Annotated in this window: 27 protein-coding genes; 9 read left to right on the top strand and 18 right to left on the bottom strand. The window is 46.4% G+C overall.

Annotated elements, in window-relative coordinates; genetic code table 11:
• Positions 1–25: 25 nt before the first annotated feature.
• The 7 genes from D829_RS0107340 to D829_RS0107310 all read right to left on the bottom strand — a co-directional run bounded on the left by D829_RS0107340 (position 26) and on the right by D829_RS0107310 (position 7,707).
• A complete protein-coding gene (locus tag D829_RS0107340) occupies positions 26–787 on the bottom strand; it encodes an SDR family oxidoreductase (protein WP_017688217.1) in 762 nt (253 codons plus the stop codon).
• 150 nt (positions 788–937) lie between these two features.
• Entirely contained in the window at positions 938–1,243 is a 306-nt protein-coding gene (locus tag D829_RS0107335; RefSeq protein ID WP_017688216.1) for a Dabb family protein, read from the bottom strand.
• 152 nt (positions 1,244–1,395) lie between these two features.
• Complete coding sequence (locus tag D829_RS0107330) at positions 1,396–1,647, bottom strand: type B 50S ribosomal protein L31 (protein WP_017688215.1); 252 nt, start codon at positions 1,645–1,647, stop codon at positions 1,396–1,398.
• Between the two features lie 144 nt (positions 1,648–1,791).
• Complete coding sequence (locus D829_RS0107325) at positions 1,792–2,058, bottom strand: HPr family phosphocarrier protein (RefSeq protein ID WP_026081056.1); 267 nt, start codon at positions 2,056–2,058, stop codon at positions 1,792–1,794.
• Between the two features lie 167 nt (positions 2,059–2,225).
• Positions 2,226–3,293 carry an NAD(P)-dependent alcohol dehydrogenase gene (locus tag D829_RS0107320; protein ID WP_017688213.1) on the bottom strand — a complete coding sequence of 356 codons (1,068 nt, stop codon included), beginning with the start codon at positions 3,291–3,293 and terminating at the stop codon, positions 2,226–2,228.
• 80 nt (positions 3,294–3,373) lie between these two features.
• Positions 3,374–5,521: an alpha-glucuronidase family glycosyl hydrolase gene (locus tag D829_RS0107315; RefSeq protein WP_017688212.1), complete on the bottom strand. Its 2,148-nt coding sequence runs from the start codon at positions 5,519–5,521 to the stop codon at positions 3,374–3,376.
• The gene (locus D829_RS0107310) at positions 5,518–7,707 is read right to left on the bottom strand and encodes a glycoside hydrolase family 52 protein (RefSeq protein ID WP_017688211.1); all 2,190 of its coding nucleotides are present in this window, start codon (positions 7,705–7,707) and stop codon (positions 5,518–5,520) included. The genes D829_RS0107315 and D829_RS0107310 overlap by 4 nt, the downstream gene beginning before the upstream one ends.
• A gap of 220 nt (positions 7,708–7,927) precedes the next feature.
• On the opposite strand from D829_RS0107310, the gene D829_RS0107305 reads away from it, so the two are divergent.
• A complete protein-coding gene (locus D829_RS0107305) occupies positions 7,928–8,839 on the top strand; it encodes an AraC family transcriptional regulator (protein ID WP_017688210.1) in 912 nt (303 codons plus the stop codon).
• A gap of 80 nt (positions 8,840–8,919) precedes the next feature.
• Here the strand turns inward: D829_RS0107305 and D829_RS0107300 are convergent, their stop codons facing one another.
• Positions 8,920–10,323 (bottom strand): aldehyde dehydrogenase, encoded by a 1,404-nt coding sequence (locus D829_RS0107300; RefSeq protein ID WP_017688209.1) that lies wholly within the window; start codon positions 10,321–10,323, stop codon positions 8,920–8,922.
• A 90-nt stretch (positions 10,324–10,413) separates the two neighbouring features.
• Positions 10,414–10,716, bottom strand: a complete 303-nt coding sequence (locus D829_RS0107295) for a metalloregulator ArsR/SmtB family transcription factor (RefSeq protein ID WP_017688208.1) — start codon at positions 10,714–10,716, stop codon at positions 10,414–10,416.
• A gap of 272 nt (positions 10,717–10,988) precedes the next feature.
• Here D829_RS0107295 and D829_RS0107290 point away from each other — a divergent pair, with 272 nt between their 5' ends.
• From D829_RS0107290 to D829_RS0107270, 5 genes are all read left to right on the top strand, one after another.
• Positions 10,989–11,666, top strand: coding sequence for a GntR family transcriptional regulator (locus D829_RS0107290; RefSeq protein ID WP_026081054.1), 678 nt, complete (start codon positions 10,989–10,991; stop codon positions 11,664–11,666).
• A gap of 39 nt (positions 11,667–11,705) precedes the next feature.
• A complete protein-coding gene (gene uxuA, locus D829_RS0107285) occupies positions 11,706–12,773 on the top strand; it encodes a mannonate dehydratase (protein WP_017688206.1) in 1,068 nt (355 codons plus the stop codon).
• Positions 12,770–13,633: an SDR family oxidoreductase gene (locus D829_RS0107280; RefSeq protein ID WP_017688205.1), complete on the top strand. Its 864-nt coding sequence runs from the start codon at positions 12,770–12,772 to the stop codon at positions 13,631–13,633. Before uxuA ends, D829_RS0107280 begins: the two co-directional genes overlap by 4 nt.
• Before the next feature lie 170 nt (positions 13,634–13,803).
• Positions 13,804–14,532 (top strand): DUF421 domain-containing protein, encoded by a 729-nt coding sequence (locus D829_RS0107275; RefSeq protein ID WP_051153893.1) that lies wholly within the window; start codon positions 13,804–13,806, stop codon positions 14,530–14,532.
• A gap of 26 nt (positions 14,533–14,558) precedes the next feature.
• The gene (locus tag D829_RS0107270) at positions 14,559–14,930 is read left to right on the top strand and encodes a DUF4363 family protein (protein WP_017688203.1); all 372 of its coding nucleotides are present in this window, start codon (positions 14,559–14,561) and stop codon (positions 14,928–14,930) included.
• Positions 14,931–15,044: 114 nt separating this feature from the next.
• Here the strand turns inward: D829_RS0107270 and D829_RS0107265 are convergent, their stop codons facing one another.
• From D829_RS0107265 to D829_RS0107250, 4 genes are all read right to left on the bottom strand, one after another.
• A complete protein-coding gene (locus D829_RS0107265) occupies positions 15,045–15,746 on the bottom strand; it encodes a M50 family metallopeptidase (protein WP_017688202.1) in 702 nt (233 codons plus the stop codon).
• Positions 15,747–15,800: 54 nt separating this feature from the next.
• The gene (locus D829_RS30610; RefSeq protein WP_017688201.1) at positions 15,801–16,283 is read right to left on the bottom strand and encodes a hypothetical protein; all 483 of its coding nucleotides are present in this window, start codon (positions 16,281–16,283) and stop codon (positions 15,801–15,803) included.
• 165 nt (positions 16,284–16,448) lie between these two features.
• Positions 16,449–17,081, bottom strand: coding sequence for a metal ABC transporter permease (locus tag D829_RS32835; protein WP_081594953.1), 633 nt, complete (start codon positions 17,079–17,081; stop codon positions 16,449–16,451).
• On the bottom strand, positions 17,027–17,734 hold the full coding sequence (locus D829_RS0107250) for a metal ABC transporter ATP-binding protein (protein WP_017688199.1): 708 nt from the start codon (positions 17,732–17,734) through the stop codon (positions 17,027–17,029). The genes D829_RS32835 and D829_RS0107250 overlap by 55 nt, the downstream gene beginning before the upstream one ends.
• A 229-nt stretch (positions 17,735–17,963) precedes the next feature.
• On the opposite strand from D829_RS0107250, the gene D829_RS0107245 reads away from it, so the two are divergent.
• A complete protein-coding gene (locus D829_RS0107245; RefSeq protein WP_017688198.1) occupies positions 17,964–18,827 on the top strand; it encodes a hypothetical protein in 864 nt (287 codons plus the stop codon).
• Between the two features lie 69 nt (positions 18,828–18,896).
• Here the strand turns inward: D829_RS0107245 and D829_RS0107240 are convergent, their stop codons facing one another.
• On the bottom strand, positions 18,897–19,115 hold the full coding sequence (locus D829_RS0107240; protein WP_017688197.1) for a GTP-binding protein: 219 nt from the start codon (positions 19,113–19,115) through the stop codon (positions 18,897–18,899).
• Positions 19,116–19,214: 99 nt separating this feature from the next.
• On the opposite strand from D829_RS0107240, the gene D829_RS0107235 reads away from it, so the two are divergent.
• Positions 19,215–20,255 (top strand): permease, encoded by a 1,041-nt coding sequence (locus D829_RS0107235; protein ID WP_017688196.1) that lies wholly within the window; start codon positions 19,215–19,217, stop codon positions 20,253–20,255.
• 84 nt (positions 20,256–20,339) lie between these two features.
• A complete protein-coding gene (locus D829_RS0107230) occupies positions 20,340–21,323 on the top strand; it encodes a TIGR03943 family protein (RefSeq protein WP_017688195.1) in 984 nt (327 codons plus the stop codon).
• A gap of 119 nt (positions 21,324–21,442) precedes the next feature.
• On the opposite strand, the gene D829_RS0107225 is transcribed toward D829_RS0107230, so the two are convergent.
• The 4 genes from D829_RS0107225 to D829_RS0107210 all read right to left on the bottom strand — a co-directional run bounded on the left by D829_RS0107225 (position 21,443) and on the right by D829_RS0107210 (position 26,191).
• A complete protein-coding gene (locus D829_RS0107225; RefSeq protein ID WP_017688194.1) occupies positions 21,443–22,744 on the bottom strand; it encodes a pyrimidine-nucleoside phosphorylase in 1,302 nt (433 codons plus the stop codon).
• A gap of 242 nt (positions 22,745–22,986) precedes the next feature.
• Positions 22,987–23,694, bottom strand: a complete 708-nt coding sequence (gene deoD / locus D829_RS0107220) for a purine-nucleoside phosphorylase (RefSeq protein ID WP_017688193.1) — start codon at positions 23,692–23,694, stop codon at positions 22,987–22,989.
• A gap of 98 nt (positions 23,695–23,792) precedes the next feature.
• Entirely contained in the window at positions 23,793–24,971 is a 1,179-nt protein-coding gene (deoB, locus tag D829_RS0107215) for a phosphopentomutase (protein ID WP_017688192.1), read from the bottom strand.
• A gap of 29 nt (positions 24,972–25,000) precedes the next feature.
• Complete coding sequence (locus D829_RS0107210; RefSeq protein WP_017688191.1) at positions 25,001–26,191, bottom strand: NupC/NupG family nucleoside CNT transporter; 1,191 nt, start codon at positions 26,189–26,191, stop codon at positions 25,001–25,003.
• Positions 26,192–26,392 lie beyond the last annotated feature (201 nt).

The following is a 26,392-nucleotide window of genomic DNA, read 5'->3' as shown; positions in this document are numbered from 1 at the left end:
TAAATTCCCGAATCCAAAGCATGCACTAGATGGCAGGCATCACATTGCCACCACTTACCGGGATATAGGCACCCGTGATAAATGAGGACAGATCCGAAGCGAGAAAAGCTACTGCATTGGCGATTTCCTGATCTTCACCCCTGCGCTTCAGCGGCACGGTACGAGTGTATGCCTCATCATGTCCAGGCTCACTGGACCGATCACGTTCGCTTATCGTCCATCCAGGGGCAACCTGGTTTACGGTAATCTGATACTCGCCAACCTCCTTGGCAAGCACGCGATATACGCCATCCATGCCACGCTTACCAGCGGTGTAGGCCGATTGGTGAGCGAAGTTTTGCATCGCACATTCCGTATTGATGCCAATGAATCGACCGGCTTTGATATCTTGCATATGTGGAATGAAAGCTTTGGCAAGATACACACTCTGCATGACACAGGATTCGAACTGGCTCAAGTAATCTTCAGGAGACTGTTCCAACACCGTTGTCCATTCATATTGAACGACCGCATTGGCAACAACGATATCCACTCCGCCGAGGACAGACTGAATTTCATCACGCATCCGAAATGCCGTATCCTGCTTTGTAATATCTCCCTGTACAATTACAGCCTTACGACCGAGTGCTTCAATCTCACCCTGAAGCTCCCGAGCCTTGGTATCATTATTTATATAATGTAGAGCCAGATTGGCGCCACAGGCTGCCAACGTGCGGGCGATTACTCTCCCCAGTTGTCCGGTTGCGCCTGTAACCAGAGCCGTTTTTCCTGAGAGATCCAATTGCATAACAGCGAAAACCTCCTTGAATTCATTTGTTCGAGAACGATTTCGAAAATATGTTATTTTGTTCATTAATTACGCTTTATTCAGAGAGATATACAGCATTGTTTAATGCTGTATATGGTAGTTCAACTTTTTTCCTATATGTGGAGAATATTAATTATGTTGTTGAAGTAGATCAATTTCCTGGAAGCGACTGACTTCCTTTTCCCAACGCTCTTCTACATATTGGCGGTGAACCGGGTGATTGTTGTATGCATCATACGCAGCCTGATCTGCAAATACCATCGAGAAACTGTAGTCAAACTCATTCTTCTCACTTACCTGTCTCAGAACCTGAAACTGCTCTACACCAGGAATGACAGCCAGTGCATCCGAACTTTCCTTCAAAAAGGCTTCGGCCTCCGGTGTATCTTTACCCGCGTAAAGTGTAAACGTTACCATATGTGTGATGCTGCTCATCTCTATTTCCTCCTCCAATATGTTCGTACTCTGTTTCCTAGTGTACATCCGAAAGTGTTGTAAGCGCAATAATTGGTTGAATTAATTTTTTTAATGTACACAAAAAAACCTCAGGACAAATCCCGAGGTTTCCTTGTAATGTATGGACAAACTTATTTGTTGATGTTGTATTTACGGTTAAATTTATCAACACGGCCACCGATATCCACGTTTCTTTGTTTACCAGTGAAGAACGGGTGGGATGCGGAACTAGTGTCCACACGGATTACTGGGTAAGAGTTACCGTCTTCCCATTCCATAGTTTCGTTAGAGAACTTCGTGGAAGAACTCAGGAATTTGAAATCAGCACTTGCATCGTAAAAAATTACGAGTTGTGTCTTTGGATGGATGTCAGCTTTTGGCATAATCTATTTACACTCCTTTAATATGGGTACTTCTTTAGAATCAAACTAAAATTTATTATACTCTTATTTTGGACAAAGTACCAGCAGGATTTGAGGAATAGCTAAAAAAATTATGATATCTGTGATTTTGCACCTAATCAGGTGTCACGCCGTCCCTTTCTCCAGTACATTCAACATGTACTCCAAAGCCTCAAGTTCATCCCTGCCTCTTGTCTGTAATCTGACAACACTACCATATCGAATGGGAAGTAACGCCATTCCAAGCAGGCTTTTGACATCTACACGATGCTCATGCTCAGATTCCATATACGACAAAATAATATCCGAGGAAAAACGCGACGCTTGAGAAGATACCGACATCAGATCATCCCGATGAAAATCAGCGTGTATCATAAATTCATGTACTCTCACAACCTTCAGTTCCTTTCGCTAAGTACTTATTCACCAATATGGTGTGTATCCATTTATATATTAAAATCTTCATGAATTATACCATGTTATGGGAGCTTGACCCATACTTTTTTGTGAAAAAAACAACCTGGAAGAGTCCTGAACCGCAGGACTCTTCCAGGTTGTTCTTATATGCCGTTCGGATATACCATGACCTTCAGACTGCCGCTTTTATTGTGTAATGCGCGCTCCATCGCCTGCTGTGTCCCTTCGAGTGAATAACGATCTGTAATCAGGGACATCACGTCATGCTGGCCGGAGCTCAAGAACTCAATTCCTGCCGGATACGTATTGGCATAACGGAATATGCCATAGATATCAACTTCATTGTCTGCGATAAAGGGAACATTGAGTGCGATCTCGTCCTGTGCAGGCAGGCCCACAATCGCAAGTTTGCCTCCACGTCGAAGTGAATACAGAGCAGATTGTAGCGCCTTTGGATTCCCTGCTGTTTCCCATGCGGTATCAACACCCACGCCACCTGTTAACTCACGAATCACAGCCAGCGCATCTTCATTCCGCACATTAATGGTATGAGTAGCCCCCATGCGGCGGGCTGCTTCCAACCTAACCTCCTCCAGATCCGTTACAATGATCTTCTCTACACCGAAAGATTTGGCAGCAGCCACGGCCATGAGTCCAACGGGACCCATGCCCATAATCGCCAGGGTTGTACCCGGAGCCAGTTTGCTGCGGCGTGCAGCGTGAATACCAACAGAGAATGGCTCGTTCATAGCTGCTTCCTCATAAGACAGATGATCCGGGATCGGGAATACCATATCTTCACGCATCACCATGTATTGTACAAATGCCCCATCCACCGGAGGGGTCGCCAGAAATTGTACATCCGGACACAGGTTATAACGACCTTCCTTACATGCCGTGCAGCGTCCGCAAGTCACCCCAGGCTCAATAGCAACCCGATCCCCTGTTTTTAGACGTGATACGTTCGAGCCAACAGCAGCAATGATCCCCGCACACTCATGACCCAGAATGATCGGTTTCTCCACCACAAATCTGCCAATGCGTCCATGTTCAAAATAATGCACATCCGAGCCACACACCCCGACAGCCATTACCTGGATTAACACCTCATCCGCTGCCGGTTGCGGGACGGGTTGTTCCTCAATAATGATGTGTCCTGGCTCTGTCATGACAGCGGCCTTCATGGTCTCGGGCAGTTGATGTTGTCCCATACGGTTCTCCTCCTCATGTATGTCCATGCTGTCTATTCTACATCAAAGAAAACAAGGATCTTCTTTCTTCACCTCACCAATCAATAGATAGTTCGACCTTGTTCATCCGCAATGCCGCTCTTGCGATAGAAGTACGTATTGATCATGTCCCGCCATTCCTTCGCATGTTCGGCCTGGTTGTCCTGTAATGAAGCAACTTTTCTGAAAATGACCGGGTCGATTTTGCCCTCCAGCCCTCTCCATGTCTCGGCTAACGCCTCCGCCTGCGCAACACCTTCAAAGTGTGTATCATAAATATGCTGAATGACCGTTTTACCCGAATGCAGAACATGGGTGTATGGCACGTGATGGAAAAATAAGATCAGCTCATCCGGACAGGTGTCTACGGACTCATAGCGATCAGCATTCTCAGGGTGATACTGTGAAGTGTATCCTGTACCGCTGTTCACGGTTCGATCTACACCAATGCCATGACAATCGGCAAAGTGATACGTTCCCCATTTGGAATACTCATATCCATCTACATTCGGCCCGTAATGATGTTCCGGATTAACCATCCAACCCACACCGAGAGGTGCCGTATAATTCTCATAGATATCTAGTGAAGTCAAAAGCATGCCCGTAACCTGACGTACAACTTCGTCTTCATGTCCAAATGTGAGTCTCACCCACTCATCGGCAATCTCTTCCGCGGTCAGCTCGGGATTCCACACAAGTCTTCCGTATCCATATAGATTCGCCTGCGCGAGTGGATGTCCTGTCCAACAGGCATCTGCACCAATATTGGATACTGCGGCGAAGCCACTGTATGGTCGTTTATACAGAGAACCGTCCGCAATTCGCTTGATCTCTGAACCTTCGCCTTTGGCGTATGTGTCAAAGTACAATACTTCTTTCCACTGGGGAACCAGATAACAGAGATGACGTTGTTGCCCGGTATACTCCTGTGTAATCTGAAATTCAATCACCTGATTCGTATGTTCCATGGCGCCAAACAGCGGGGATACCGCCTCCCTCACCTGAAAGTCCATCGGCCCGTTTTTGATCTGCAAAATGACATTTTCGGCAAAACGCCCGTCCAGCGGCGTAAAGTGGTCATAGGCTGCCCGCGCACGGTCTGTGGAACGATCCCGCCAGTCCTGCTTGCAGTTATAGACAAAGCAACGCCAGATGACCAATCCACCGAATGGCCGAAGGGCTTCAGCCAGCATGTTCGCACCATCGGCATGATCACGGTTATACGTGAACGGTCCCGGACGATTCTCGGAGTCTGCCTTGATCAGGTAACCGCCAAAATCCGGAATCGCTGCGTACACCTTGGCCGTTTGAATGTTCCACCATTCCCGTACCTGCGCATCCAGCGGATCAGCCGTACGCAATCCACCAATCTCAATTGGACTCGCGTAGTTGGCGCTCAGGAACAATCGAATGCCATACGCTCTGAATTCAGCGGCAACCTTCGCCACATCACTAAGATAACGTTCCGTCAGAAACAGGCTCTCACGGCGGTGTACATTGACGTTGTTGATCGATATAGCATTGATTCCCGTGGAAGCGAGCAAACGTGCGTAATCCCGGATGCGTCCCAAGTCCAGCGTGAATTCCCCGTTATCATAGAAAATGGATTCTCCTGCGTACCCACGCTCAATGCTGCCGTCCACGTTATCCCACTGATTAATCATCCGTAGCGCATTGGTTGGCTGCTCTGTAATGAAGCTCCACTTATTCACAGCGTCATCCGCCTCATGTGCACTTCCTTGATCCATTGTCAGCTCTCGAAGCAGATGGAATGCACCATACAGCACACCTTGGGGGGTCTCTGATCCAATGACCAGTACACCCTCGGTCTCGTTCTCACGAATGACATAGCCTTCTCCTTGAACAGTTGAACGCTCTGTCTCACTGAACGACCCAGCCACGGAATCGCTCCCTGTCCAAGTGCCGATTCGTATTGCGGGAGTGGAAGCATGATTGTTCCGTTCACTTTCCTGAGCATCAGACAGATGACTGACCGACGGTTTCACGCCATATAACCTTCCCAGTCCCCGTGAAAGTTCGGTCAGAGCTGTTGTGATCACTCCATGGTTCTCTTCCACCAATATCAGCTTGCTCCACGCAGGAGCCGTCTTTTGGGCAAGTCCATTCGCTCCTGGCAATTTAGAGTGATACCCCAGCCACGCATCATACTGTGGACCTGACAAGGCAGCTTGAACGACGGATTGGCTCATTGTACCGCCTCCTTGCTGGCATAGATCTGCGCAAGGTGATTCCCTTTTCCTTCGAGTAGCCATAGGATCGACGTTACACCACGCGGGTAGTACTTGCTGCCAACCGCTACACCAGACAGGATCTGGTCACTCCAGCACCAGTAGGATTCCTCCGGATGCAGCAGCCAGTTGACATGAGCCGCGTCTGCTGCCTTGCCTGTCTCATTCCATTCCACACCCAGCAGCTCTCTAGCGATAAACTGGGACAAATAGATTTTGCTCAGCCACGAGTTATTGCTTGTTGAGGACAGTTTCCAGCCTCCATCTTCGAACAGACATGTTCCCGGGACAAGAACCGTCTTCAGATGAGTTTGGAGTGCTTTCAGATAAGGGCCAAAGCGACCATTGACATCCAGTGCTGCTTCACAGCCTGTAAAGTACGGGAACACCAAACCTTCAATCGCCGGAATGATTCGAGAATCATTATTTTCTGCAATAACAGCTGGAATGTAGCCGCCATCAGTCAATTGTGCAGCAATACTGGCAGCGCAGCGATCTGCTTGAAGCCCTGCTTGATGGGACAGATCTGCCAACTTCTCAGTTGCGAACAGCTTCTCCAATGCAACATAGACCGCCCAACATTTACCCGCCAGATAGATATTATTGCGAGACTGACCAAGTGACACATCCAGGCTGTCGTAAGTTGTAATCTCCGCTCCACCTTGGGTACGACTGCTATCCAGACCCATCAGACCGTTACGCTGCTCTGTGTCGGGATGGTCATGATTAAGCATGCTTTCGAAGCAATCCTCGATAACAGGCAACATGTTTTTCACAAAAGCTTGATCCTGTGTCTGTTCAATGTATACTGTCGCGCAGCAGAGCCAGTTCACCAGCTCCTCGTGACTCATCTGTGAGAAACAGTCGTCAATGCCAACCAGCTCATATGCCGAATGTCCAGGGCGTGAGAACACATTCGCAACACCAATATCATGGGTAAAGGTAATTCCTCCCGGATATAACTTCTCTTCCCCGGGGAAACGAACCTGATCCGTATAACTGTATCGTTTCACAAACCACTCCAGCTCATTACGCACCGTCCATGGATTCAAGGCAAGCTCGAAGTACAACTGATCAGCCGTCAGATCAAGTGTGTTCATCATCCGATACTCCCCTTCGTTCACCACCCAGAGTGGCTCACCATCGGCATCCAGCAGTTGAGTACTGGCATAATAGCTGTGAATGGAATGAGCAAGCATGAATGATTGATCTTTGGTCAAAGCAGACGATCCAAGGCGCTGTTCAACCTCTCCACAGGATGCGGTCAACTCACTGAAGCGTTGTAGTGCATACTCTCCTGCTGCCTGAATATCGGAGAAGTAGCGCGTATACCAATACGTTGTGTCCATTCCGGTCGTCACAATGCCCCCGCGATAGAAACATACTGCGAATTGATACGTACGTTTCTCTCCAGCCGGAACCTCCATCAGTAGTGCAGCGGTTGAGCCAAGTCCAAATGCCAGATTCTCCCGATGTTTCTCCTGCAACAGTTTCTCCAGCGTAAATCCGCGTGCGGGCCACAGTCCGTCATCTGCTGACATAATCGCTGTAAGTCGACCTTGTCCCACACCTGTGATGGAGCCACCTTCCGGTCCCCCAATCAGACGCATCGCAGAGTACGGATCATTGCCCTGATAGCCAAAGTATGCTTTGCGGGGTTGTTGACCTTCCGTATTGTCAATCGTCATCTCAACCAATACGGCAGGCACGAGTGCATCCATTAATTTTTCACGATCCCCATTCGTTGGATCAGGTACTGGACGTACAGGCGAGTAGATACGGAACGTCAGATCTCCAGCAGTCCACGTATCTGTACCTGAGGTAAAATCACGGGTAATATCTTCATCGCGAAAAGCCGTAATAAGAGGTTGTGGAACTTTGGTCGCTGTTGTCGACGTAGGGTCCCCATTCTCTAACTTCTCTACATCATAGCGGCTGCTCTCATCCTCGGAAGCTTCATAAAAAGGAAGCGCCTGATAATTGTCGCCATCGCGAGATTGTAATCCAATATATATATTCTGGTCTGCCGGCTTGCCGAGTTCAAGCCCCAGCCCGCCTTTGGCTCCTTTGTAACCCAGTGTAAAACTCGCAAAAGCACCGATCGGTGCATGATGTGCATTATAAAAGATGGATTTGGATGTATTCATGAATCATAACCCCTCTCAGAATGGTTTGCATACGTTTTCATTAGCCCCATCCTAACACGTGGTTCCACCTCCGACCATGATCAAATCAATCGGATATTTACCCAAATCAAGCTGATAGACTATAATGGATTAAAGCGGTTACACAAAAACATTCCATTAGATATACGTGCGTAATCAAAATCACATTTTTTGAACAACCTCATATGAAGGGGGATCTTCCATGTCTTCAACGTATTTGCCTCCTACTTTGGGAGAAAGTGTCCATGAAGTTTTTTATCCAGATGTACAAACAACGGTCAATCTGTTTGCCATTCATTTACGAAGTGTGGGTATGGACTGGGATTATCCGGCACATGAGCACCCTCAATATGAATTGAATTATGTCACGGAAGGCGAGCAACGCATGATGGTGAATGGTACCCTATACATTCAAAAGGCTGGCGAACTGCTCCTGATTCCTCCGGGAAGCATTCATTCCAGCCAGAGCCATAACGGCAAGGGATTCACGTATTTTTGCATGCATTTTGACATTGATGATCAGTTGTTCCTATCGTTGCTGGCACGTATCAAACAAGTGCGATTCAGTGCGGATAGTCCGGTTACGCAGCAGATTGAGCCGGTATTGCACAAATTGATGTCCTCTGCGGATGATGAAACAGCAAATACGATGGTCCAGCGTATGCAGTTGCAATCTGCAGTATTCGAACTATTTGGTCATCTGTGGGAGGCGGTCTCGCAAGAGGCAGCGCAATGGTTTACCGACGGACACGAGAAGATCGAACTCGCCCATCAGATTCGTAATCGATTGCAAGGCCTGATGAGTCAGCAATTCAAACAGGGACACGAGTCCAACGGTCACTATGGCATTGATGATATTGCAGCAGAGCTGGGCATCAGTTCTTCTCACTGTAATCGCGTGTTCAAGCAGGTGTTTGGTCAGTCTCCACGTGCTGTATTATCCCAGTTGGTTTTGCATGAAGCGAAGCTTCTTCTGGGCAATCCGAAGCTGTCCGTTCAAAATATTGCCGTCATGCTTGGTTACAAGGATATTGCCCATTTCAGTCGTCAATTCAAGCGCTGGTCCGGCATGTCACCCTCCCGTTACCGACAGGAACAGCCTGCTCTGGAATGAAGTCCAGTAGCAGGCTGTCGGGTTTGATTCAACTTTTTCATAATTCGATTCAAGATGTTCTCTGTATTTAATATGAAGTGTTATTTCAACAAACGCTTAATCAACTTCAGCTTGTTATCATACGGTGGATACAGAATCGGCAGATTCAATTTGGTGCTTTTTTTCAGTACACTTTTGAGATGAGAGAAGGTTTCGAAGCTGTACTGCCCATGATACGAGCCAACACCGGAATGACCCACACCGCCAAACGGCAGACGCGGATTCGCTACATGCGTGATGGTATCGTTAATGCAGCCGCCTCCAAAAGAAACTTCGCGCAGCACTTTGTCCTGAACCCGGGTGTCGGAAGTAAACAGATACAAGGCGAGCGGTTTCGGCCGCTTTACGATTTCTACAATGGCTTCATCAATGTTACGGTAGCTAATGATCGGCAGAATCGGTCCAAAAATCTCATCTTCCATCGTTGCTGCATCCCAGGACTCCGCATCAATCAGTGTAGGTTCAATGAAGCGATCTTCCTCATCCGAAGCTCCCCCATATATTACTTTGGCCTGATCCCGCTCAATCAAAGTCGTCAGACGTTTAAAATGTCCCTTATTCACGATTCGCCCGTAGTCCTTGTTGTGCTGGATATCCGAACCAAAGAAGGACACAATCGCTGCTTTCATCTCCGTAATTAACGGTTCCTTAACACGCTCATGCACGAGCAAATAATCGGGTGCGATACAGGTCTGTCCTGTATTGAGCAGTTTGCCCCATATAATGCGCTCAGCTGCTACTTTGATATCCGCCTGTTCATCCACGATGACCGGACTTTTGCCTCCCAGTTCTAACGTAACGGGAACGAGATTTTTGGCAGCTGCCTCCATCACAATCTTGCCAACCGGTACACTGCCTGTAAAAAAGATATAATCGAATGGCGCGTTAATCAGCGCTGTCGTTGTATCTTTTGCACCATCGAGCACTTGTACGTATGCCGGTTCGAACACGCTCGCAATCATTTCACGTACAACAGCGGACACCGCAGGTGTATTCTCTGACGCTTTGAGCACGGCTGTGTTACCTGCTGCAATAGCACCTACCAATGGTTCGATTAAGAGTTGAAAAGGATAATTAAACGGTCCGATAATCAGAACCGCCCCGTAGGGTTCAGGTATGATATAACTTTTGGAACCCAGGAGCGCCATTTGCGTTTTCACTTTAACAGGTTTCACCCATTTATTCACTTTACGAATGGTGTGTGTGATGCTATCCATCATAAATCCGATCTCGGTTGTGTAGGATTCAAACTCACTTTTGCCCAAATCCTGATAGAGAGCTTCTGTCAGTCTGGATTCGTACTTTTGAATGGCCTGCTTCAGTTGGGTCAGATGTGCAATTCGAGCTTCTGCCGATCTTGTTGCCCCGGAACGAAAGAACTGTCGTTGCTGCTCCAAAATCTGTTCAACTTCCTGACTGGTTACTTCCTGTATAGTCGTTGTCATATATACATACTCCTCTATTCATTATTGATCAAGCGTTTAAACTTACGAACCTATAAGGCACATGCAAAAGCATGTTTTATCACGATTAATCTACAGACACTCTTCTTCCAAAGCAGCTACCAGTTCCTTCAACAGTTCCACCGATGCATTCAGAGAAGCCGAATAATAGCGCTGTGTGCCCTTCTGTTCCACAGATATAAGCCCTTTCTCTAACAACAGCTTGAGATGATGAGATATGGCTGGCCGGGATAGGCTGGATTGTTCGGTAATTTCATTCACTGTCATTCTGCCTTTCTCGGTGAGTGTCAGCAAAATGGATTGACGATGGTTGTCACTTAACACCTGAAATAACGGGATACAGGTTTGAAAAACGCTAATTGCTTTTTGTCCCATGGTTTCACCTCTATACTATTTCTTCTTCATTATTTCTACGTATATTTTCTCTGTTTGATATCTGTTGGTTTAAACATTCGAACCTAATGACTGAATTGTACTCTTTAATCACTTGAACTGCAAGTGAACCATCAACTAAATTTAATATAATGCTTATAAAGCGCTTCCATACTACCATACAAGTATGGTAGTATGGCATTGAAGGAGTTGAAGTTGTGGAATATACCCCAAAGTTATCATCCAAAGCCGGTTTGTTGCCTGTTGCGAGCAATATGTCTTCCATGAATAATAAGCAATCTTACTCAACGCGAGATGTCGTTTACTTCACGCTGAAACAACTCATTTTGAGTTTGAAAATGCCTCCAGGAACAGCTATTTCAGAGAAGGAAATTTCGCTGGAGTTCCAGGTAAGCCGGACACCTGTTCGAGAAAGTTTTGTAAGGCTTGCACAGGAAGGTCTGCTGGAAGTGTATCCACAGCGTGGCACATACGTCTCTCTGATTCAGGTCGATCTCGTTGAGGAAGCACGGTTCATGCGTGAACAGCTCGAACGAGCCGTAATCAGACTCGCCTGCGAGAACTTTCCGAACGAACAGATGGTAGCTCTTGAACAGAACCTTGCGTGGCAACAGGAATGCAGGGTCAAACCGGATGATGAACGAATGTTCCAATTGGATGAGGAATTCCATAGCACTCTTTTTGCAGGCTGCAACAAAAGCAACACCTGGACTGTTATCCAGCAGATGAATGTACATTTGAATCGAAGTCGAATGTTACGCCTGTCCTCGGACCACCAGTGGGATCACCTGATTGAACAGCACCGGTCTATGGTCAAGGCCATTCAGCAGCATGATGCCGACACAGCAGAGCGACTGATGCAGGAACATTTGCATTTAACTGTCACCGATTTGGCTGTCCTGCAGGATACATATCCGTCCTATTTTCAATGACTGAATTTTCTTCCTACTATTCATGATGAGGTGAACGTGATGAGAATGGTTTTTCGCTGGTTCGGCGAAGGCAATGATACGGTAACGCTGGATCATATCCGGCAGATTCCGGGTGTCGAAGGTATTGTGTGGGCACTGCACGATGTTCCTGCGGGCGAGGAATGGCCGATGGACAAAATACTCGCTGTCAAAACAGCAGCAGACAAGGCCGGGTTACATCTGGATGTCGTTGAGAGTGTGAACATCCATGAGGATATCAAGTTGGGCCTGCCATCAAGGGATAAATACATTGCGAACTATATTAAAACAATGGAGAAACTGGCTCAAGTTGGTGTGAAGGTCATCTGTTACAACTTTATGCCGATCTTCGACTGGCTTCGCACGGATATGCACAAGGAAATGGAGGATGGCTCAACTGCCCTCTTCTATGAGCACAGTAAACTTGCAGATATAGAACCTCTAGAACTCGTTCGACGCATTACGGAAAACTCCGCACTCACCATGCCAGGTTGGGAACCGGAACGATTGCAGTATTTAACAGGTCTGTTCGAAGCCTACAAGGATGTAACCGAGGATCATATGTGGGAGCACGCACGTTATTTCCTGCAAGAGATTATGCCTACAGCCGAACGGCTGGGGATTCGAATGGCCATCCATCCGGATGACCCGCCATGGCCAATCTTTGGATTACCAAAGATTATTACAAGTCAGGAGAATGTTCGGAAATATTTGAATCTTTATGATAGCCCTTACAACAGCGTGACATTATGCAGTGGCTCTTTGGGAGCGAATGCTGATAATGACATTATCGGGATGATACACGAGTTCAAGGATCGGATTCCATTTGCCCACATTCGTAATGTCAAAATCTACGAAAACGGCGACTTTATCGAAACCTCACATCGCAGTCAAGATGGAAGCGTCGATATTGCGGGGGTTGTTGAGGCTTATCACGATATCGGTTATGAAGGTTATGCAAGACCCGACCACGGTCGTCACCTCTGGGGAGAACAGTGCCGACCTGGTTATGGACTCTATGACCGGGCTTTGGGGATCATGTATCTCTGGGGCGTCTGGGATTCCCTGCAAAGGAGGGCAAAAGCATGAGTGAACACCAATATGAACGCTCATCTCGTCTTGAAGGCAGAACGGCTGTAATCACCGGAGGTGCTGGAGTATTATGCCGCTCCATGGCGGAAGAACTGGCTCGGCACGGTGCTAGTGTAGCCATCCTGAACCGTACTGTGTCCAAGGGGCAGGAAGTTGTAGCTGCGATAGAAGCTGCCGGTGGCAAAGCGATTGCTATTGCCTGTGACGTAACCCAGGCCGATAGTGTGCAAGCAGCGGCAGATGCGGTGCTGGAACAGCTCGGACCATGTGATATTCTGATCAATGGCGCCGGTGGCAATAACGCTAGTGCCAACACCACAAATGAAATCTTCAGATTGGAAGATCTGGAAAAGAGCGATGTCACTACATTTTTTGATGTGAGTGTAGAGGGATTTCGTCAGGTGATGGATTTGAATTTTGTCGGTTCTCTCATCCCTACTCAGATCTTTGCAAAACATATGATAGAGCGTGATATTCCCGCCACTGTCATAAACATTTCTTCCATGAGCGCCCCATCGCCCATGACGAAAGTTCCTGCGTACAGCGCTGCGAAGGCAGCCATTAACAACTTCACGCAGTGGCTCGCCGTTCATCTGGCCGAATCCGGTATTCGTGTCAACGCTATTGCCCCCGGGTTCTTCCTGACTGAGCAAAACCGTAATCTATTACTGCAACCAGATGGCTCACCTACGGAACGTTCCAGTAAAATTATTGCTCATACACCCATGCGCCGCTTTGGCAAACCGGAAGACCTGCTTGGCACATTGATGTGGCTTGCGGATGAAAGACAGTCCGGCTTTGTCACTGGCACAGTCATTCCGGTAGATGGCGGATTTATGGCGTATTCCGGTGTTTAACTATTAACGTATAAATGAATTAGTTCAACTCATATAGATAGTTAATGAAACCGAGACCTGAGATACTTAACCAGGTCTCGGTTTTTTTGCGTTCAAGCATAAGATCATCCAGGCTAGGAAAAGCTTGTTATAGTACTATGCGAAGTGAAGTAAAGGATGGTGATACATATATGATGGAAGAAACATGGGTTGTTGCCGTACGGTCTATTATTGCCTTTCTGACCCTGATCATCTATACAAGGGTGCTGGGCAAACAGCAGATGGGTAACTTGACGTATTTTGATTACATTAACGGTATCACAATCGGTTCCATTGCGGGGACTTTTGCAACCGATCTTTCCTCCAAGGCGTGGATTCATTTTGTGGCCTTGACCATTTTCACAATCATTACGATCATCTTTCAGTATATTACGCTGAAAAATCGCACCATTTCCAAACTAATGGACTCTGATCCTACATTGATCATCCAGAACGGTAAAATTCTCGAACAGAACCTGAGTAAAATGCGAGTCAAATTTGACGAATTGACCATGATGCTGCGGCAAAAGGATGTATTTGATATTACAACGCTGGATTATGCGATTCTGGAGCCGGATGGCAGCCTCTCGGTTGTTTTGAAACCTGAGAATCAACCGGTAACAGCCAAAGACATGCATATGCACCCGCCCAAGAGCAAGCTTATGACCGAGATTATCATTGATGGCCTGCTGATTAAGCAAAATCTGGAGGAAAGAAATAAAGATATCAAATGGCTCAGTGAACAGCTTAAGAAACAAAAGATCACGATACAGGATATTGCTTTTGCCGCCATATTGCCCAATGACAAATTGTATGTTGATCTATTCGAAGATAAAATCACCGAAAAAATCGATATGGGCGATTATGAGGGACCTTTCTAAACTCTTTACATCAAGGAGGCGGTTGAATGAAAACGCGTTTCTGGTTGCTATATGTGCTTCCGATCTTCCTCATTCTTGTGTTCGTTGCAATTATGGCTAACGGAGCCTTTCTCAAAAAGCCCTTTGGCACCGATGATCGCTTGCTTGAATCTATACAAACGTTAGAGAAACAGGTTGAGGGTAAAAAATGGACTGAAGCCAATTCTCAAGTTAATTACGCAATGAAGGCCTGGGATAAAGTCGTCAACCGCATTCAGTTCAGTGTGGAACGTGAAACGATATATGATATTCTGGGCACGCTTGCTCGGATCAAGGGCGGCGTTGCGGCAGAGGATGATAAGGCGATTATGGAAGAGATTTATTACTTTTATGTGTTATGGGATAATCTTGGAGATTAGGTTCAATAATCTTTAATATCAGACTTTAATTCAGAAGTAAGTCCAAAATTAAAAGGCACTATCCTTTTATGAAGAAAGGAAGTGCCTTCTTTGCTTTTGTATAACTTATATCCGTTACGCTCTTCGTAATCCCCGAGACCGTGACGGTCGCGAAGTGCCTTCTTTGCGGAAAAAGAGACTGAGCGCTCCCTTGGCACACCACAGTGCGAACAAAGCGAACAACGTGCCCCAGAACAGCGCCGGAAGGAACGTCTGTTGAGCGAGATTCGCTGCATCCCCTGCCCGTGAGGGCTGAGTCCAGGACATAAGTCCAACGTATACCGCACTAACAACCGACTCTTCCAGCGTAAGAAACGCCAGTAACAGATAATAGTACTTCACGATCTTGGCACCAAAAATCATAATGACAACGTTCAGTACGATGAACCCGGTCAGCCATAACATGCCGAACTCCCCTCTTACATATAACAGGAGCGATACCAGAGCGACAGCCGTCATAATACCAAGTCCCCACATGTGCAAGCCTTTGCGGTATAAGTAAAACAACAGCAAGGCGAACAGTGATGCACTGATATATCCCGCCAGAGAAACCAGGATCGATCTGCCTGGCGTCAGCATGGAAGAGTAAGTTACACCACTATGATCAGCGTATAATTCAATGCGCAGCACTTTACCGGACAATACCAGTGTCATTAGTGCATGACCGAATTCGTGAATCATCGTATCCAGGTTACGGAACAAGGACGAAAATGGGATGAATCGTGTAAGAAAGACGGAGCCTAGTAGAAAAAGTATCGTTTTGACCCACTTATTCAATCGTGTATACCTCCTTTACCTTCAAGTAAACAATCAAGTAAACAAGCCTATCCTTTATACTACGCTTTTTTCACTCGATTCGTTTCGGCTTCCAAACTGTAAGGCACAGTGCTCCATCCACCAGCAGAAGCTCCGATTGTGTCCAATGAAAAAAGAAGATAGATCATAGCGGCCCTTTTCGGCCTCTAGCGTAACGAGCAGTCGATTCCGCATCCGACGGAGGGCATAGTGCACGAATTGATCTGCTACCTCACTTTGTATCAGGGTAACATAAGCATAAAGGGAATGATCGACAGGTTCATCAAGCGGACTCACCCCTGCACATGAAAATTCCGTCCTCACGCCCTCACTCTGAAGTATGGACAATGCCTTCACAAGCTCGGCATCAACTTCAACACCGTTCCAAATCTCTGTTTTCTTCGCGGATACTGTATGTTTATCACGTTCCGTCCAGTGCATCAGCTCCAGCTTACGCCGTCTCCACAGATGGGCAGGCTGTTCACTTAACAGCACTTCATGTTCCTCATTTAAATTCATGCAATGCGTCCTCCTGTTCTCCTTGATCCGGTCACCTTATTCAACAAAGAGAGAGCACATCACTGTGCTCTCTGCTTTGCAAAAAGGCAAAGGAATGGCGATCCATTCCTCAGCATGTTGTATTATTGTACCTTTTTCGGTGACAGGCATCAAACTGATTTTTAATTATTCGTTTAGTGCCAGTTTCAGAGCCTCCAGATTCTGTCTCATCACGCTAATGTAGTCCATTCCCGCCGCAATTTCTTCCTCGGTGAGTCCCTCAATCGGATTCAATACAGCCGTCTTGGCCCCCACTTCACTTGCGATTGTCTCAGACACTTTGGATGAAACCAGTGTTTCGAAAAAAATGATCTTCACCTGATGCTCTTTTGCAAAATCAATGACACATACTCCCGCCATCATCCACAACTGCATATCGCTAACTGCAACAATAGATCCGAATAAGTATGAGCTGAATGTCTTGGACAGATTGGTTTTGAGACTCATCAACACCACAGCAAGAGCCAATCCCGAAGTCATGATGATCGCCACAGGTACCTCGCTGTAGGTTCGGTAACTTCGCCGCAGTTGTTCAACCAGTAATGCACCGATAATTGCAATCGTGAATCCGCAGATCACCGGGTTAAGATTCATGACCGAACCGAGATCAACCCCTGCCAGTGAGACATGGGATAACGTGTCCGCCATAAGGACCTGCCGCCTGAGCATCAGATAGACACCCAGAATTGGAGCGATGACTCCAATCAGTCCACCTGCCCAGAAGGCACGTTGCATGAATTCGTACTCAAACACTGCCATTCCTCACTTTCTTGCCGCTCCAGAATAATCGTTCGGTCCAATCGATCTCCCATCTCTTCCAGTCCATGAGTAACCATAATAATAGTTATCCCATGAACATCAGCATAGTGGCGCATCAGATTGTAAAATCCTTCACGGCTGTGGCGGTCCATTCCCGTTGTCGGCTCATCCAGTACCAGAACCTGCGGTTGCGCAGCCATAGCTCTTGCAATACAGATCCGCTGCTTCTGTCCACCAGACAGCTCACCGACTCGTGTATTCCGATATTCCCACATGCCAACTTCACGCAGACTGCGTTCAACGATGGCATCCTGCTCTGCTGTGAATCTGCGGAATAATCCGAGCCTGGTGTAACACCCGGACCGGACCAGCTCATTCACCGTGCTGGGAAATCCACTATTAAACGATGCCACCTGCTGGGGCACATAACCGATATTGGACTTGTTCCCACGTTTCAACTGCGGATTCATATGTATCGTGCCGCTCCAGGGCTTCAATAGCCCTAGTAGCAGCTTTAACAGGGTCGTTTTGGCAGAACCATTGGGACCTGTGATGCCTATGAACTCTCCCACATGGATATCCAGCGACAGTTGATCAATGACAGGCTCTTTGCCATATCCAAATACAACATCACGCATGGAAGATAATATCATGCCATTCCCTCTTTTCGTAAATATTACGATTTAAAATGAACAAAAAAATTTAGCGTGTTTCGTGGTTGCCTCCTCTTGTTTAATCGTAATTATTACTATTTAATGATATTAGACTATGATCTTTATTTTGTCAACTTCATATCTGCTACAGTAAAATTTTGTATGCACAATATAATTTCATATGATATACTGCTTTGGTAGCATTATACTTTACCTACGGAGGAACTAGATGAAGATCAAAAAATCAACTTTTATTGGGTCATTGGTAGCATGCAGTTTGGCTTTCGGTGCCCTGGGTGTAGCAGCTTCAAACGGAATTCAAGATATTGAAGCAGCACTCGACAGCAACATTAGCTTTAAAGTAAACGGTCTGTCTTGGACACCCAAGAATGAAGCTGGAGACAAACTGAATGCACTGGTATATGACGGTGATGTATACTTGCCTGTAAGTACCACAGCAGAAGCACTCGGAGCCAACGTATCTCTGAATGTTAGCAACAAAGTTGTAAGTATCACTAATTCAGGTAGCGGTAAGTCAAGCAGTTCGAGTAGTAATAACAACAGTACAGGTACCAAAGGTTCTGAAGATTCAAGTAAACCAAGTAGTTCAAGTAACTCAAGTACTTCTAATTCAGGCTCAATCAAGATGACTGGAACTGACGCTCAGATGATAGTCAAATTGCAGAAAGAATCTTTAACACTGATCAAAATGTATGGTAAAGCACTTAAAACAGGTAGCACTAGTGAATTTGATAAATACATAGATGCTAAAGTTATTGAAAATGCTGAGATCGACTTCTTTGATCGTGGCAAACAATATCAAAAAGATAAATTCAAGACCAAAGTCAAAGGTCTAATTGCAGCAAATGATAAAAAAACATTGACTAAATATGCGGATCAATTGATTAACATCAAATCAGCTGATTTTAAAGTTATTTCAATGAATGACAAAACTAAAATAAGTAAAAGCTACAAAGCTGTTTATTATCCTCAAGGATGGACGGGTTCCTTTGGAGTGAACCTTTCGTTTGTGTTTAGTCCACAAAAAGACGGCAACGGCGATTTTTATCTCGGTGATTTGTACTTTAACTAAGATGCTTTAAACAGTACTATCTTTATCTTCAGGTGCATACGTGCACTTGAAGATTTTTTTATTTAACTGTCATCTCCACGCTGGAAAAGGATCTTTCAGTTCACGCCAGTTCATCCGCATCTCCTCCTCCGTAAGAAAAGTCTCATCCAATGTACGTTCAATCTCAGCCCGGTCCATGTCAATACCGATAAATACCAATTTCGTCACCCGGTCACCCCACTCATCATCCCAGTCCGGTATGCTGGGCAGCGTGTCGCCAAAATGAAGTTGCCTTTCCTCCTCATTCATCGCACCTACCCATATTCCTGCTGGTGCAAGCTGCTTCGGTATGTTGCCGCACGTACAAGCATATATTTTAGCAAAGTCCTAGTTGTGGAGGTCTGTTTCATGAAAATGGCAGCCAATCTGAAGCTCCTGTCCTTCCTGATCCCTTGTGCATTTCTTGTTCCCGTGTTGATCACAATGGCTCCAGACTTGAAGGAAGCATGGAACAGTGAAGCTTTGCAAAATATGAAAACCGTATTCATAGGTATCTTTCTTGAAGCCGCACCTTTTCTGCTCATGGGTGTGTTATTGTCCTCGCTCATGCAGTGGTTTGTATCCGAAGAAATGGTCCGTAAACTCACGCCCAAGAATCCGATCGGCGGTGTGCTAGTCGCGGGACTGCTTGGTATTATTTTTACAATCTGTGAATGTGGCATGGTCCCGGTAGTAAGACGGTTGATGCACAAAGGCATGCCAGCCTATATTGCAGTGACGTTCATCCTGAGTGGTCCCGTAGTCAATCCCATCGTATTTACGGCAACCTTGCTTGCCTTTCCCTCCCATCCTGAGATTACCATTGCCCGCATGGGACTGGCCTTTGCTGTAGCAGCTTCCATAGGTATGCTCGTGTATGTGTTTGTTCGTCGAAATCCCCTTTGGATGCCAAAAGTCGCAGTGACAGAGGTCAAGACACATCCTGGATTTAAAATGGCGCAACCTCATGTTCATGCACACGCAAATGCTCCTGATCACAACCATGTGAAAAACTGGCGTAGCTTCTTCATTCACGCCGGAGATGAATTTGTCGATATGAGCAAATATCTGGTGATCGGTGCCCTGATTACAGCCTGCATCCAAACATTCATTAGTCGCAGCGATCTGATCTCACTTGGTAATGGTCCTGTTGCCTCTTACGTGTTCATGATGGGCTTTGCTTATGTACTGTCTCTCTGCTCCACGTCCGATGCTTTTGTGGCTTCTGCGTTCTCACACACGTTTGCACTAGGGCCGCTGGTATCCTTCCTTGTGCTTGGTCCGATGCTGGATTTCAAAAGCACCCTGATGCTGCTCTCCACCTTCCGTACCCGGTTTGTTATTGGTCTAAGTCTAGCCATTATCACACTCGTCTTCGCCGGCTCGTGGTTGATTAACCTACTGGTATAAAGGTTGAGCAACATACTTCATGGCCTGAATGGTTAATCACATGAACTTTCATACTAACTATGAATAGAAATGAGGTGATGTTATATGAACCACACTATCTATACGATGACCAAGCCTCCTGTTCCAAGGTCACACGTCATCCAATGGCATAATTTGATCCGTACGGTCTGGATAGGAGGTCTTGCGGTATACATTATTCACTTGAATTCAAGCGATTCGCTTCATTATTATTTGGCTCCTACCATGCAAAAACTGCTATTATGCTGTCCTGTTCCCTTATTGTTTATTGCCGTTATCATGGCATGGCATGGATTGTTCGGTAGAAACGAGGTTCATTGCGACTGTGAGCATCCACCACCTTCCGGATTCCTACGCAGTTCAATGGTATATGGTCTGATTGCCATACCCTTGTTGCTGGGATTTCTGTTACCTGATCGGGCTCTCGGCAGCTCCATGGCCAGTCAGAAAGGGATGTCTCTCACCTATGCCCCTCCCGAGATTCGTCGAAAAGAACCTTTACCTGATCCGGCAATGCAATTGAATGTACAAGATCTCACACAAAAACTAACGACCGTTCAGCCTGCATCGGCCACCAAAGTACAATTCATTCCCCCCGACGAGTACAGCCGCGAATTCGCTGAACTGGCGGAGAAGTTGTATGCAGAACAGATTATCCGAGTCTATCCCGAGATCTTCTCTGAAACTCTCGGCACGATTGATATGTTCCAGCGACAATTTGTAGGCAAAGATATCTCGTTAACCGGATTCGTCTATCGTGACAAAAGCATGGATCATGAATCACATTTTGCACTGGGACGATTTCTCGTCATGTGCTGCCCCGCGGATGCGGCTCCCTTCGGCGTGATGATTCACATCCCAGAAGCGGATAGCTTCCCTACAGACAGTTGGGTGCAAATCGATGGCAGCATCGGTTCAGCACAGGTGAACGGTAAGGATACGATTGAAATTCGCGCCACAAAGGTGACACCTGTATCTGAGCCATCCACGCCTTATATTTACACAAGTGCCGATTCGGTGATGGCGTATGAGCAAATAAAGAGCAATTAATCGCTAATACTAACAGCGTACGCTTCAACGACAAAAAGCCCCAAAACTATGGATTACATCGCTTTGGGGCTTTCATGTTCAGTCAGACATGAGATTACATCTCGTCTGCTCGGATTGTATTATTCTGTTACGATGTCATGAACCAATACAGGCGCATCGGCATGATCCGCAATCGTAATGTTTTCTTTGATCTTCGTGATGACATCTGCTACGTCTTCACGATTGGCATGGATCGTTACGAGGGACTCACCCGCTTTGACTGGGTCACCGACTTTTTTGTTCAGCATCAGACCAACCGCGAGATCGATCTCGGACTCTTTTGTTGCACGGCCTGCGCCGAGCAGCATTGCTGCCGTTCCGATTTCGTCAGCGACGATTCCAGCAACATAGCCGTCTTTGTCTGCTGGTACTTCAACCAGGTATTGTGCTTGTGGCAAACGATCTGGATGATCCACAACCGAAGCGTCTCCGCCTTGGTTTGCCAGGAAATCTTTGAATTTCTCCAGTGCTTTACCGTTCTGGATGACTTCTTTCAATTTCTCCTCAGCATGCTCCAAGGAATCTGCCTTGCCAGCAAGGAATACCATCTGACGTCCAAGTGCCAGACACAGTTCTTCCAGATCTTTCGGACCTTTACCTTGCAGGGTGAGGATGGCTTCTTTCACTTCAAGCGCGTTACCGATTGCCAGACCCAGTGGTTGGGACATATCGGAGATAACAGCCATCGTTTTACGGCCAACATTGTTACCGATGCTTACCATGGCATGTGCCAATTCTTTAGCATCTTCCGTTGTTTTCATGAATGCACCAGCACCCGTTTTAACATCCAATACGATCGCATCTGCACCTGCTGCAATTTTCTTGCTCATGATGGAGCTGGCGATCAGTGGAATGGAGTTAACGGTAGCTGTAACGTCACGCAGTGCATAAAGCTTTTTGTCTGCTGGAGTAAGGTTACCACTTTGTCCGATAACCGCAACCTTGTGTTCGTTGACGAGACGAATGAACTCTTCTTTTTCAAGCTCAACGTGGAAGCCTGCAACGGAGTCTAGCTTGTCTGTTGTACCACCCGTGTGACCAAGTCCACGTCCGGACATTTTGGCAACAGGCACATCCAGCGCAGCAACAAGCGGAGCGAGTACCAGTGTTGTTGTATCGCCCACACCTCCTGTGGAGTGCTTGTCTACTTTGATGCCTTCGATAGCTGACAGATCGATCGTATCACCGGAGTTCACCATCGACATCGTCAGGTCGGCGCGTTCTTTGTCTGTCATATCTTTGAAAAACACCGCCATCGCCCATGCGCTGACTTGATAATCCGGGATCTCTCCTTGTGTGTATCCTTGAACAACAAAATCAATCTCAGCTGTTGTCAGTTCTTTTCCGTCGCGTTTCTTGGCAATAATGTCTACCATTCTCATGATGATCTCTCCTTGTGTGTGTATTGATTGTATAGAACACTTTGATGTTAATTCGTTCCGGCTCCGGATCGTTCTTTTGATCGCTGTTGTCTCCAAGTTTTTTTTGATCCATTTGCAATGGAGAAAACTCGGAGACAAAGGCGAACGCTTCGCTTCTTCAGAATCGATTCCGGTTCCTTCACTACGTGCCAAAACAAAAGTTTCGATTAAAATCAATTGATTGTGAATATAAAATGCAACAATTACAGTGTGATTGCTGTGTCCAGGGCAACTACCATCATGTCGTTAAACGTTTTTTGACGCTCTTCGGCAGATGTTTCTTCGCCTGTCAGCAAGTGGTCACTTACCGTCAGGATGGTCAGTGCGTTAACACCAAACTTGGCAGCGATAGTGTACAATGCTGTTGTTTCCATCTCTACGCCGAGTACACCGTGTTTCATCAACTTCTCGGTTACGGAACGGTCATCGCGGTAGAAAGAATCGGAGCTGAATACGTTACCGACGTGAATCTTCATACCTTTAGCTGTTGCACGGTCATATGCTTCTTTCAGCAGGGAGAACGTAGCGATTGGCGAGAAGTCATATCCACCGAATACGTGTTTGTTCATGCTGGAATCTGTACATGCTGCTTGTGCAAGGATGACGTCACGTACACGTACATGCTCCTGCATACCGCCACAAGTACCAACACGAATCAGGTTTTTTACGCCATATTCGCTGATCAATTCGTTAGCATAGATTGCAAAGGACGGAATTCCCATCCCTGAACCTTGCACCGAAATCCGGTGTCCTTGATATGTACCTGTGTAACCGAGCATTCCACGAACTTCGTTGTAACATACAACATCTTCGAGGTACGTATCTGCGATATATTTCGCTCGCAAAGGGTCTCCTGGCAAAAGGATCGTTTCTGCGATATCTCCGGGTTTTGCTCCAATATGTGTACTCATGAATGAATCTCCTCCAGTTATACAAATTAGTCTATTATGATGGCAGGACCGGAGCAGCCCAAGCTACTCCGACCTCACCTATCCAGTTTTTGAAAAACTTATTTCAAATCCTTCAGGAAGCTGGTGCCGTATTCCGGCATTTTCACTCCAAAGTTCTCTGCTACGGTTGCGCCAAGGTCAGCAAATGTGCTGCGCAGATCAAGCTTTTTGCCCTCGCTGAAGCGCGGAGAGTAGGCAAGCAGTGGTACATATTCACGTGTATGGTCTGTACCGCGGTATGTTGGATCGTTACCGTGGTCAGCTGTGATCAGCAGCAGGTCATCATTGGTCATTTTGGCAAAAATCTCTGGCAGCCGTGCATCATAGTCTTCAAGTGCCTGAGCATAACCTTGCGGATCACGACGGTGACCGTACAGGGCATCAAAATCAACCAGGTTCAGGAAGCTGAGTCCAGTGAACTCTTCATCCATCGTTTCAGACAACTTGTCCATGCCATCCATGTTAGAGACGGTACGAACAGCCTTGGTTACACCTTCGCCATCATAGATATCTGCGATTTTACCCAAAGCAATCACATCAAATCCACCATCTTGCAGTTCATTCATAACAGTACGGCCAAAAGGTTTAAGTGCATAGTCATGACGATTCGCAGTACGTTTCCAGTTACCCGCTTCACCTACAAATGGACGTGCAATAATGCGGCCCAGCATGTACGGATCTTCAAGTGTAATCTCACGGCAGAACTCACAGATCTCATACAGTTCTTTCAGTGGAACAACGTCCTCATGTGCTGCAATTTGCAGAACCGAATCCGCGGATGTATAAACGATGAGCGCGCCAGTTTCAACATGCTCTGCACCCAGCTCATCCAGAATTTCCGTGCCGCTGGCCGGTTTGTTACCAATTACTTTGCGGCCCGTTTTCTCTTCAATGCGCTGAATCAACTCATCGGGAAAACCATTCTCGAACACACGGAAAGGTGTATCAATGTAAAGACCCATCAGCTCCCAGTGACCTGTCATTGTGTCTTTGCCTCTGGATGCTTCCTGCATCTTGGTGTAATACGCTTTAGGTGCATCCGCTACAGGGACACCCTCGATTTCTTTGATGTTGGACAGTCCGAGACTGGCCATGTGAGGCATTTTCAGACCTCCGCGTTCACGTGCAATGTGACCAAAGGTATCTACATCAAAATCATCAAATTCTGCTGCATCCGGCGCTTCGCCGATCCCTACAGAATCCATAACGATCAGATGTACTCTTTTGAATGTTGACATAACCTAAGCACTCCTTCCAATAATCCGGTTTACAAGAACAGTCCGGCGATGATCGCTGACAATACACTGACAAGCGATGCACCGTAAAGCAGTTTCAGACCGAAGCGGGCTACCACATTACCTTGTTTCTCATGAAGTCCCTTCACCGCACCGGCAATAATACCAATGGAGGAGAAGTTAGCGAACGATACGAGGAAGACGGATACGATCCCTGTTGTTCTGGAAGACAATAAGGTCTCCTTCGCTAGAGCAAGCATGGCAACGAATTCGTTGGATACCATTTTGGTTGCCATAATACTTCCCGCCTGAATCGCTTCTTTCCAAGGAACACCCATAATAAAGGCTAATGGTGCAAACACATAACCAAGCAGCTCCTGGAACGAAATGCCAAGCACCGCGCTGAAAATTCCGTTAACAAGTGCAATCAGGGCAACAAAACCGATTAACATCGCAGCTACGATGATGGCAACTTTGAATCCATCCAGGATGTATTCGCCGAGCATTTCGAAGAAGGACTGTTTCTCCTCTTCCTGTACTTCCAATATATCTTCTTCCTCTGTAACCTCATAAGGATTCACAATGGAAGCAATGATAAAACCGCCAAACAGGTTCAGCACTAGTGCCGTAACCACATATTTCGGATCAATCATGGACATATAGGCACCGACAATCGACATCGATACCGTGGACATCGCCGAAGCACACAAGGTGTACAGCCGATGTTTTGGCAACAACCCAATTTGTTTTTTCACAGAAATGAACACTTCAGATTGCCCCAATACAGCCGAAGCAACCGCGTTATATGATTCCAGTTTGCCCATTCCGTTGATTTTGCTTAATACCAGACCAATATATTTTATAACAAAAGGTAAGATTCGGATATACTGCAATATCCCAATGAGTGCAGAGATGACAACGATTGGCATCAATACACTGAGAAAGAACGGTGTCCCTACGGTATCTGCACCTACGGTAGTCAAATCACCAAATACAAATGCAATTCCTTCATTTGCATAATCAAGCAAACTTTTAAATACGGTGGCGAAGCCGCCAATCAGCCATGTCCCGACCCCTGTATTCAGCAAGGCATACGCCAGGATCACCTGTAAAACAACCATTACGGCCAGCGGCCGGTATCGAATCTTCTTTTTACCGTTGCTTGCGATATAAGCCAGTCCAAAAACAACGAGTAAACCAAGAAGGGCAATTAGAAATTTCATTTGATCTCTCCTTTGAAGGTAGTTAAGCCGGATGTGAAAATTCAGCTCAAAGGGTTCTTAAGCATTCTTATCAGTAATCTTTCAGAAAATTTATGAAGCGCTTACAATAAGTTCCGTTATATAAAATATAAGTGTAAGTTGTATTCCCTGTACCTGAGCCGAACGCCCAAGTACAGAGAATATAACATTACTTTTATTTAT

The organism is Paenibacillus sp. PAMC 26794 (genome assembly GCF_000316035.1).
Lineage (GTDB): Bacteria > Bacillota > Bacilli > Paenibacillales > Paenibacillaceae > Paenibacillus.
Note: the sequence above shows the minus strand (reverse complement) of the source record. Positions and strands in the feature narration are given on the sequence as shown.

Excerpts from the sequence above, each read along its gene's own strand:
- deoD (WP_017688193.1), bottom strand. The coding sequence starts at position 23,694 with ATGAGTACACATATTGGAGCAAAACCCGGAGATATCGCAGAAACGATC.
- deoB (WP_017688192.1), bottom strand. The coding sequence starts at position 24,971 with ATGTCAACATTCAAAAGAGTACATCTGATCGTTATGGATTCTGTAGGG.
- D829_RS0107300 (WP_017688209.1), bottom strand. The coding sequence starts at position 10,323 with ATGACAACGACTATACAGGAAGTAACCAGTCAGGAAGTTGAACAGATT.
- D829_RS0107225 (WP_017688194.1), bottom strand. The coding sequence starts at position 22,744 with ATGAGAATGGTAGACATTATTGCCAAGAAACGCGACGGAAAAGAACTG.
- D829_RS0107335 (WP_017688216.1), bottom strand. The coding sequence starts at position 1,243 with ATGAGCAGCATCACACATATGGTAACGTTTACACTTTACGCGGGTAAA.
- D829_RS0107290 (WP_026081054.1), top strand. The coding sequence starts at position 10,989 with ATGTCTTCCATGAATAATAAGCAATCTTACTCAACGCGAGATGTCGTT.
- D829_RS0107270 (WP_017688203.1), top strand. The coding sequence starts at position 14,559 with ATGAAAACGCGTTTCTGGTTGCTATATGTGCTTCCGATCTTCCTCATT.
- D829_RS0107315 (WP_017688212.1), bottom strand. The coding sequence starts at position 5,521 with ATGAGCCAATCCGTCGTTCAAGCTGCCTTGTCAGGTCCACAGTATGAT.
- D829_RS0107245 (WP_017688198.1), top strand. The coding sequence starts at position 17,964 with ATGAAGATCAAAAAATCAACTTTTATTGGGTCATTGGTAGCATGCAGT.
- D829_RS0107280 (WP_017688205.1), top strand. The coding sequence starts at position 12,770 with ATGAGTGAACACCAATATGAACGCTCATCTCGTCTTGAAGGCAGAACG.
- D829_RS0107340 (WP_017688217.1), bottom strand. The coding sequence starts at position 787 with ATGCAATTGGATCTCTCAGGAAAAACGGCTCTGGTTACAGGCGCAACC.
- D829_RS0107310 (WP_017688211.1), bottom strand. The coding sequence starts at position 7,707 with ATGAATACATCCAAATCCATCTTTTATAATGCACATCATGCACCGATC.
- D829_RS0107275 (WP_051153893.1), top strand. The coding sequence starts at position 13,804 with ATGATGGAAGAAACATGGGTTGTTGCCGTACGGTCTATTATTGCCTTT.
- D829_RS0107305 (WP_017688210.1), top strand. The coding sequence starts at position 7,928 with ATGTCTTCAACGTATTTGCCTCCTACTTTGGGAGAAAGTGTCCATGAA.
- D829_RS0107235 (WP_017688196.1), top strand. The coding sequence starts at position 19,215 with ATGAAAATGGCAGCCAATCTGAAGCTCCTGTCCTTCCTGATCCCTTGT.
- D829_RS0107320 (WP_017688213.1), bottom strand. The coding sequence starts at position 3,293 with ATGGGACAACATCAACTGCCCGAGACCATGAAGGCCGCTGTCATGACA.
- D829_RS0107330 (WP_017688215.1), bottom strand. The coding sequence starts at position 1,647 with ATGCCAAAAGCTGACATCCATCCAAAGACACAACTCGTAATTTTTTAC.
- uxuA (WP_017688206.1), top strand. The coding sequence starts at position 11,706 with ATGAGAATGGTTTTTCGCTGGTTCGGCGAAGGCAATGATACGGTAACG.
- D829_RS0107240 (WP_017688197.1), bottom strand. The coding sequence starts at position 19,115 with ATGAATGAGGAGGAAAGGCAACTTCATTTTGGCGACACGCTGCCCAGC.
- D829_RS30610 (WP_017688201.1), bottom strand. The coding sequence starts at position 16,283 with ATGAATTTAAATGAGGAACATGAAGTGCTGTTAAGTGAACAGCCTGCC.
- D829_RS0107250 (WP_017688199.1), bottom strand. The coding sequence starts at position 17,734 with ATGATATTATCTTCCATGCGTGATGTTGTATTTGGATATGGCAAAGAG.
- D829_RS0107210 (WP_017688191.1), bottom strand. The coding sequence starts at position 26,191 with ATGAAATTTCTAATTGCCCTTCTTGGTTTACTCGTTGTTTTTGGACTG.
- D829_RS0107295 (WP_017688208.1), bottom strand. The coding sequence starts at position 10,716 with ATGGGACAAAAAGCAATTAGCGTTTTTCAAACCTGTATCCCGTTATTT.
- D829_RS0107230 (WP_017688195.1), top strand. The coding sequence starts at position 20,340 with ATGAACCACACTATCTATACGATGACCAAGCCTCCTGTTCCAAGGTCA.
- D829_RS32835 (WP_081594953.1), bottom strand. The coding sequence starts at position 17,081 with ATGGCAGTGTTTGAGTACGAATTCATGCAACGTGCCTTCTGGGCAGGT.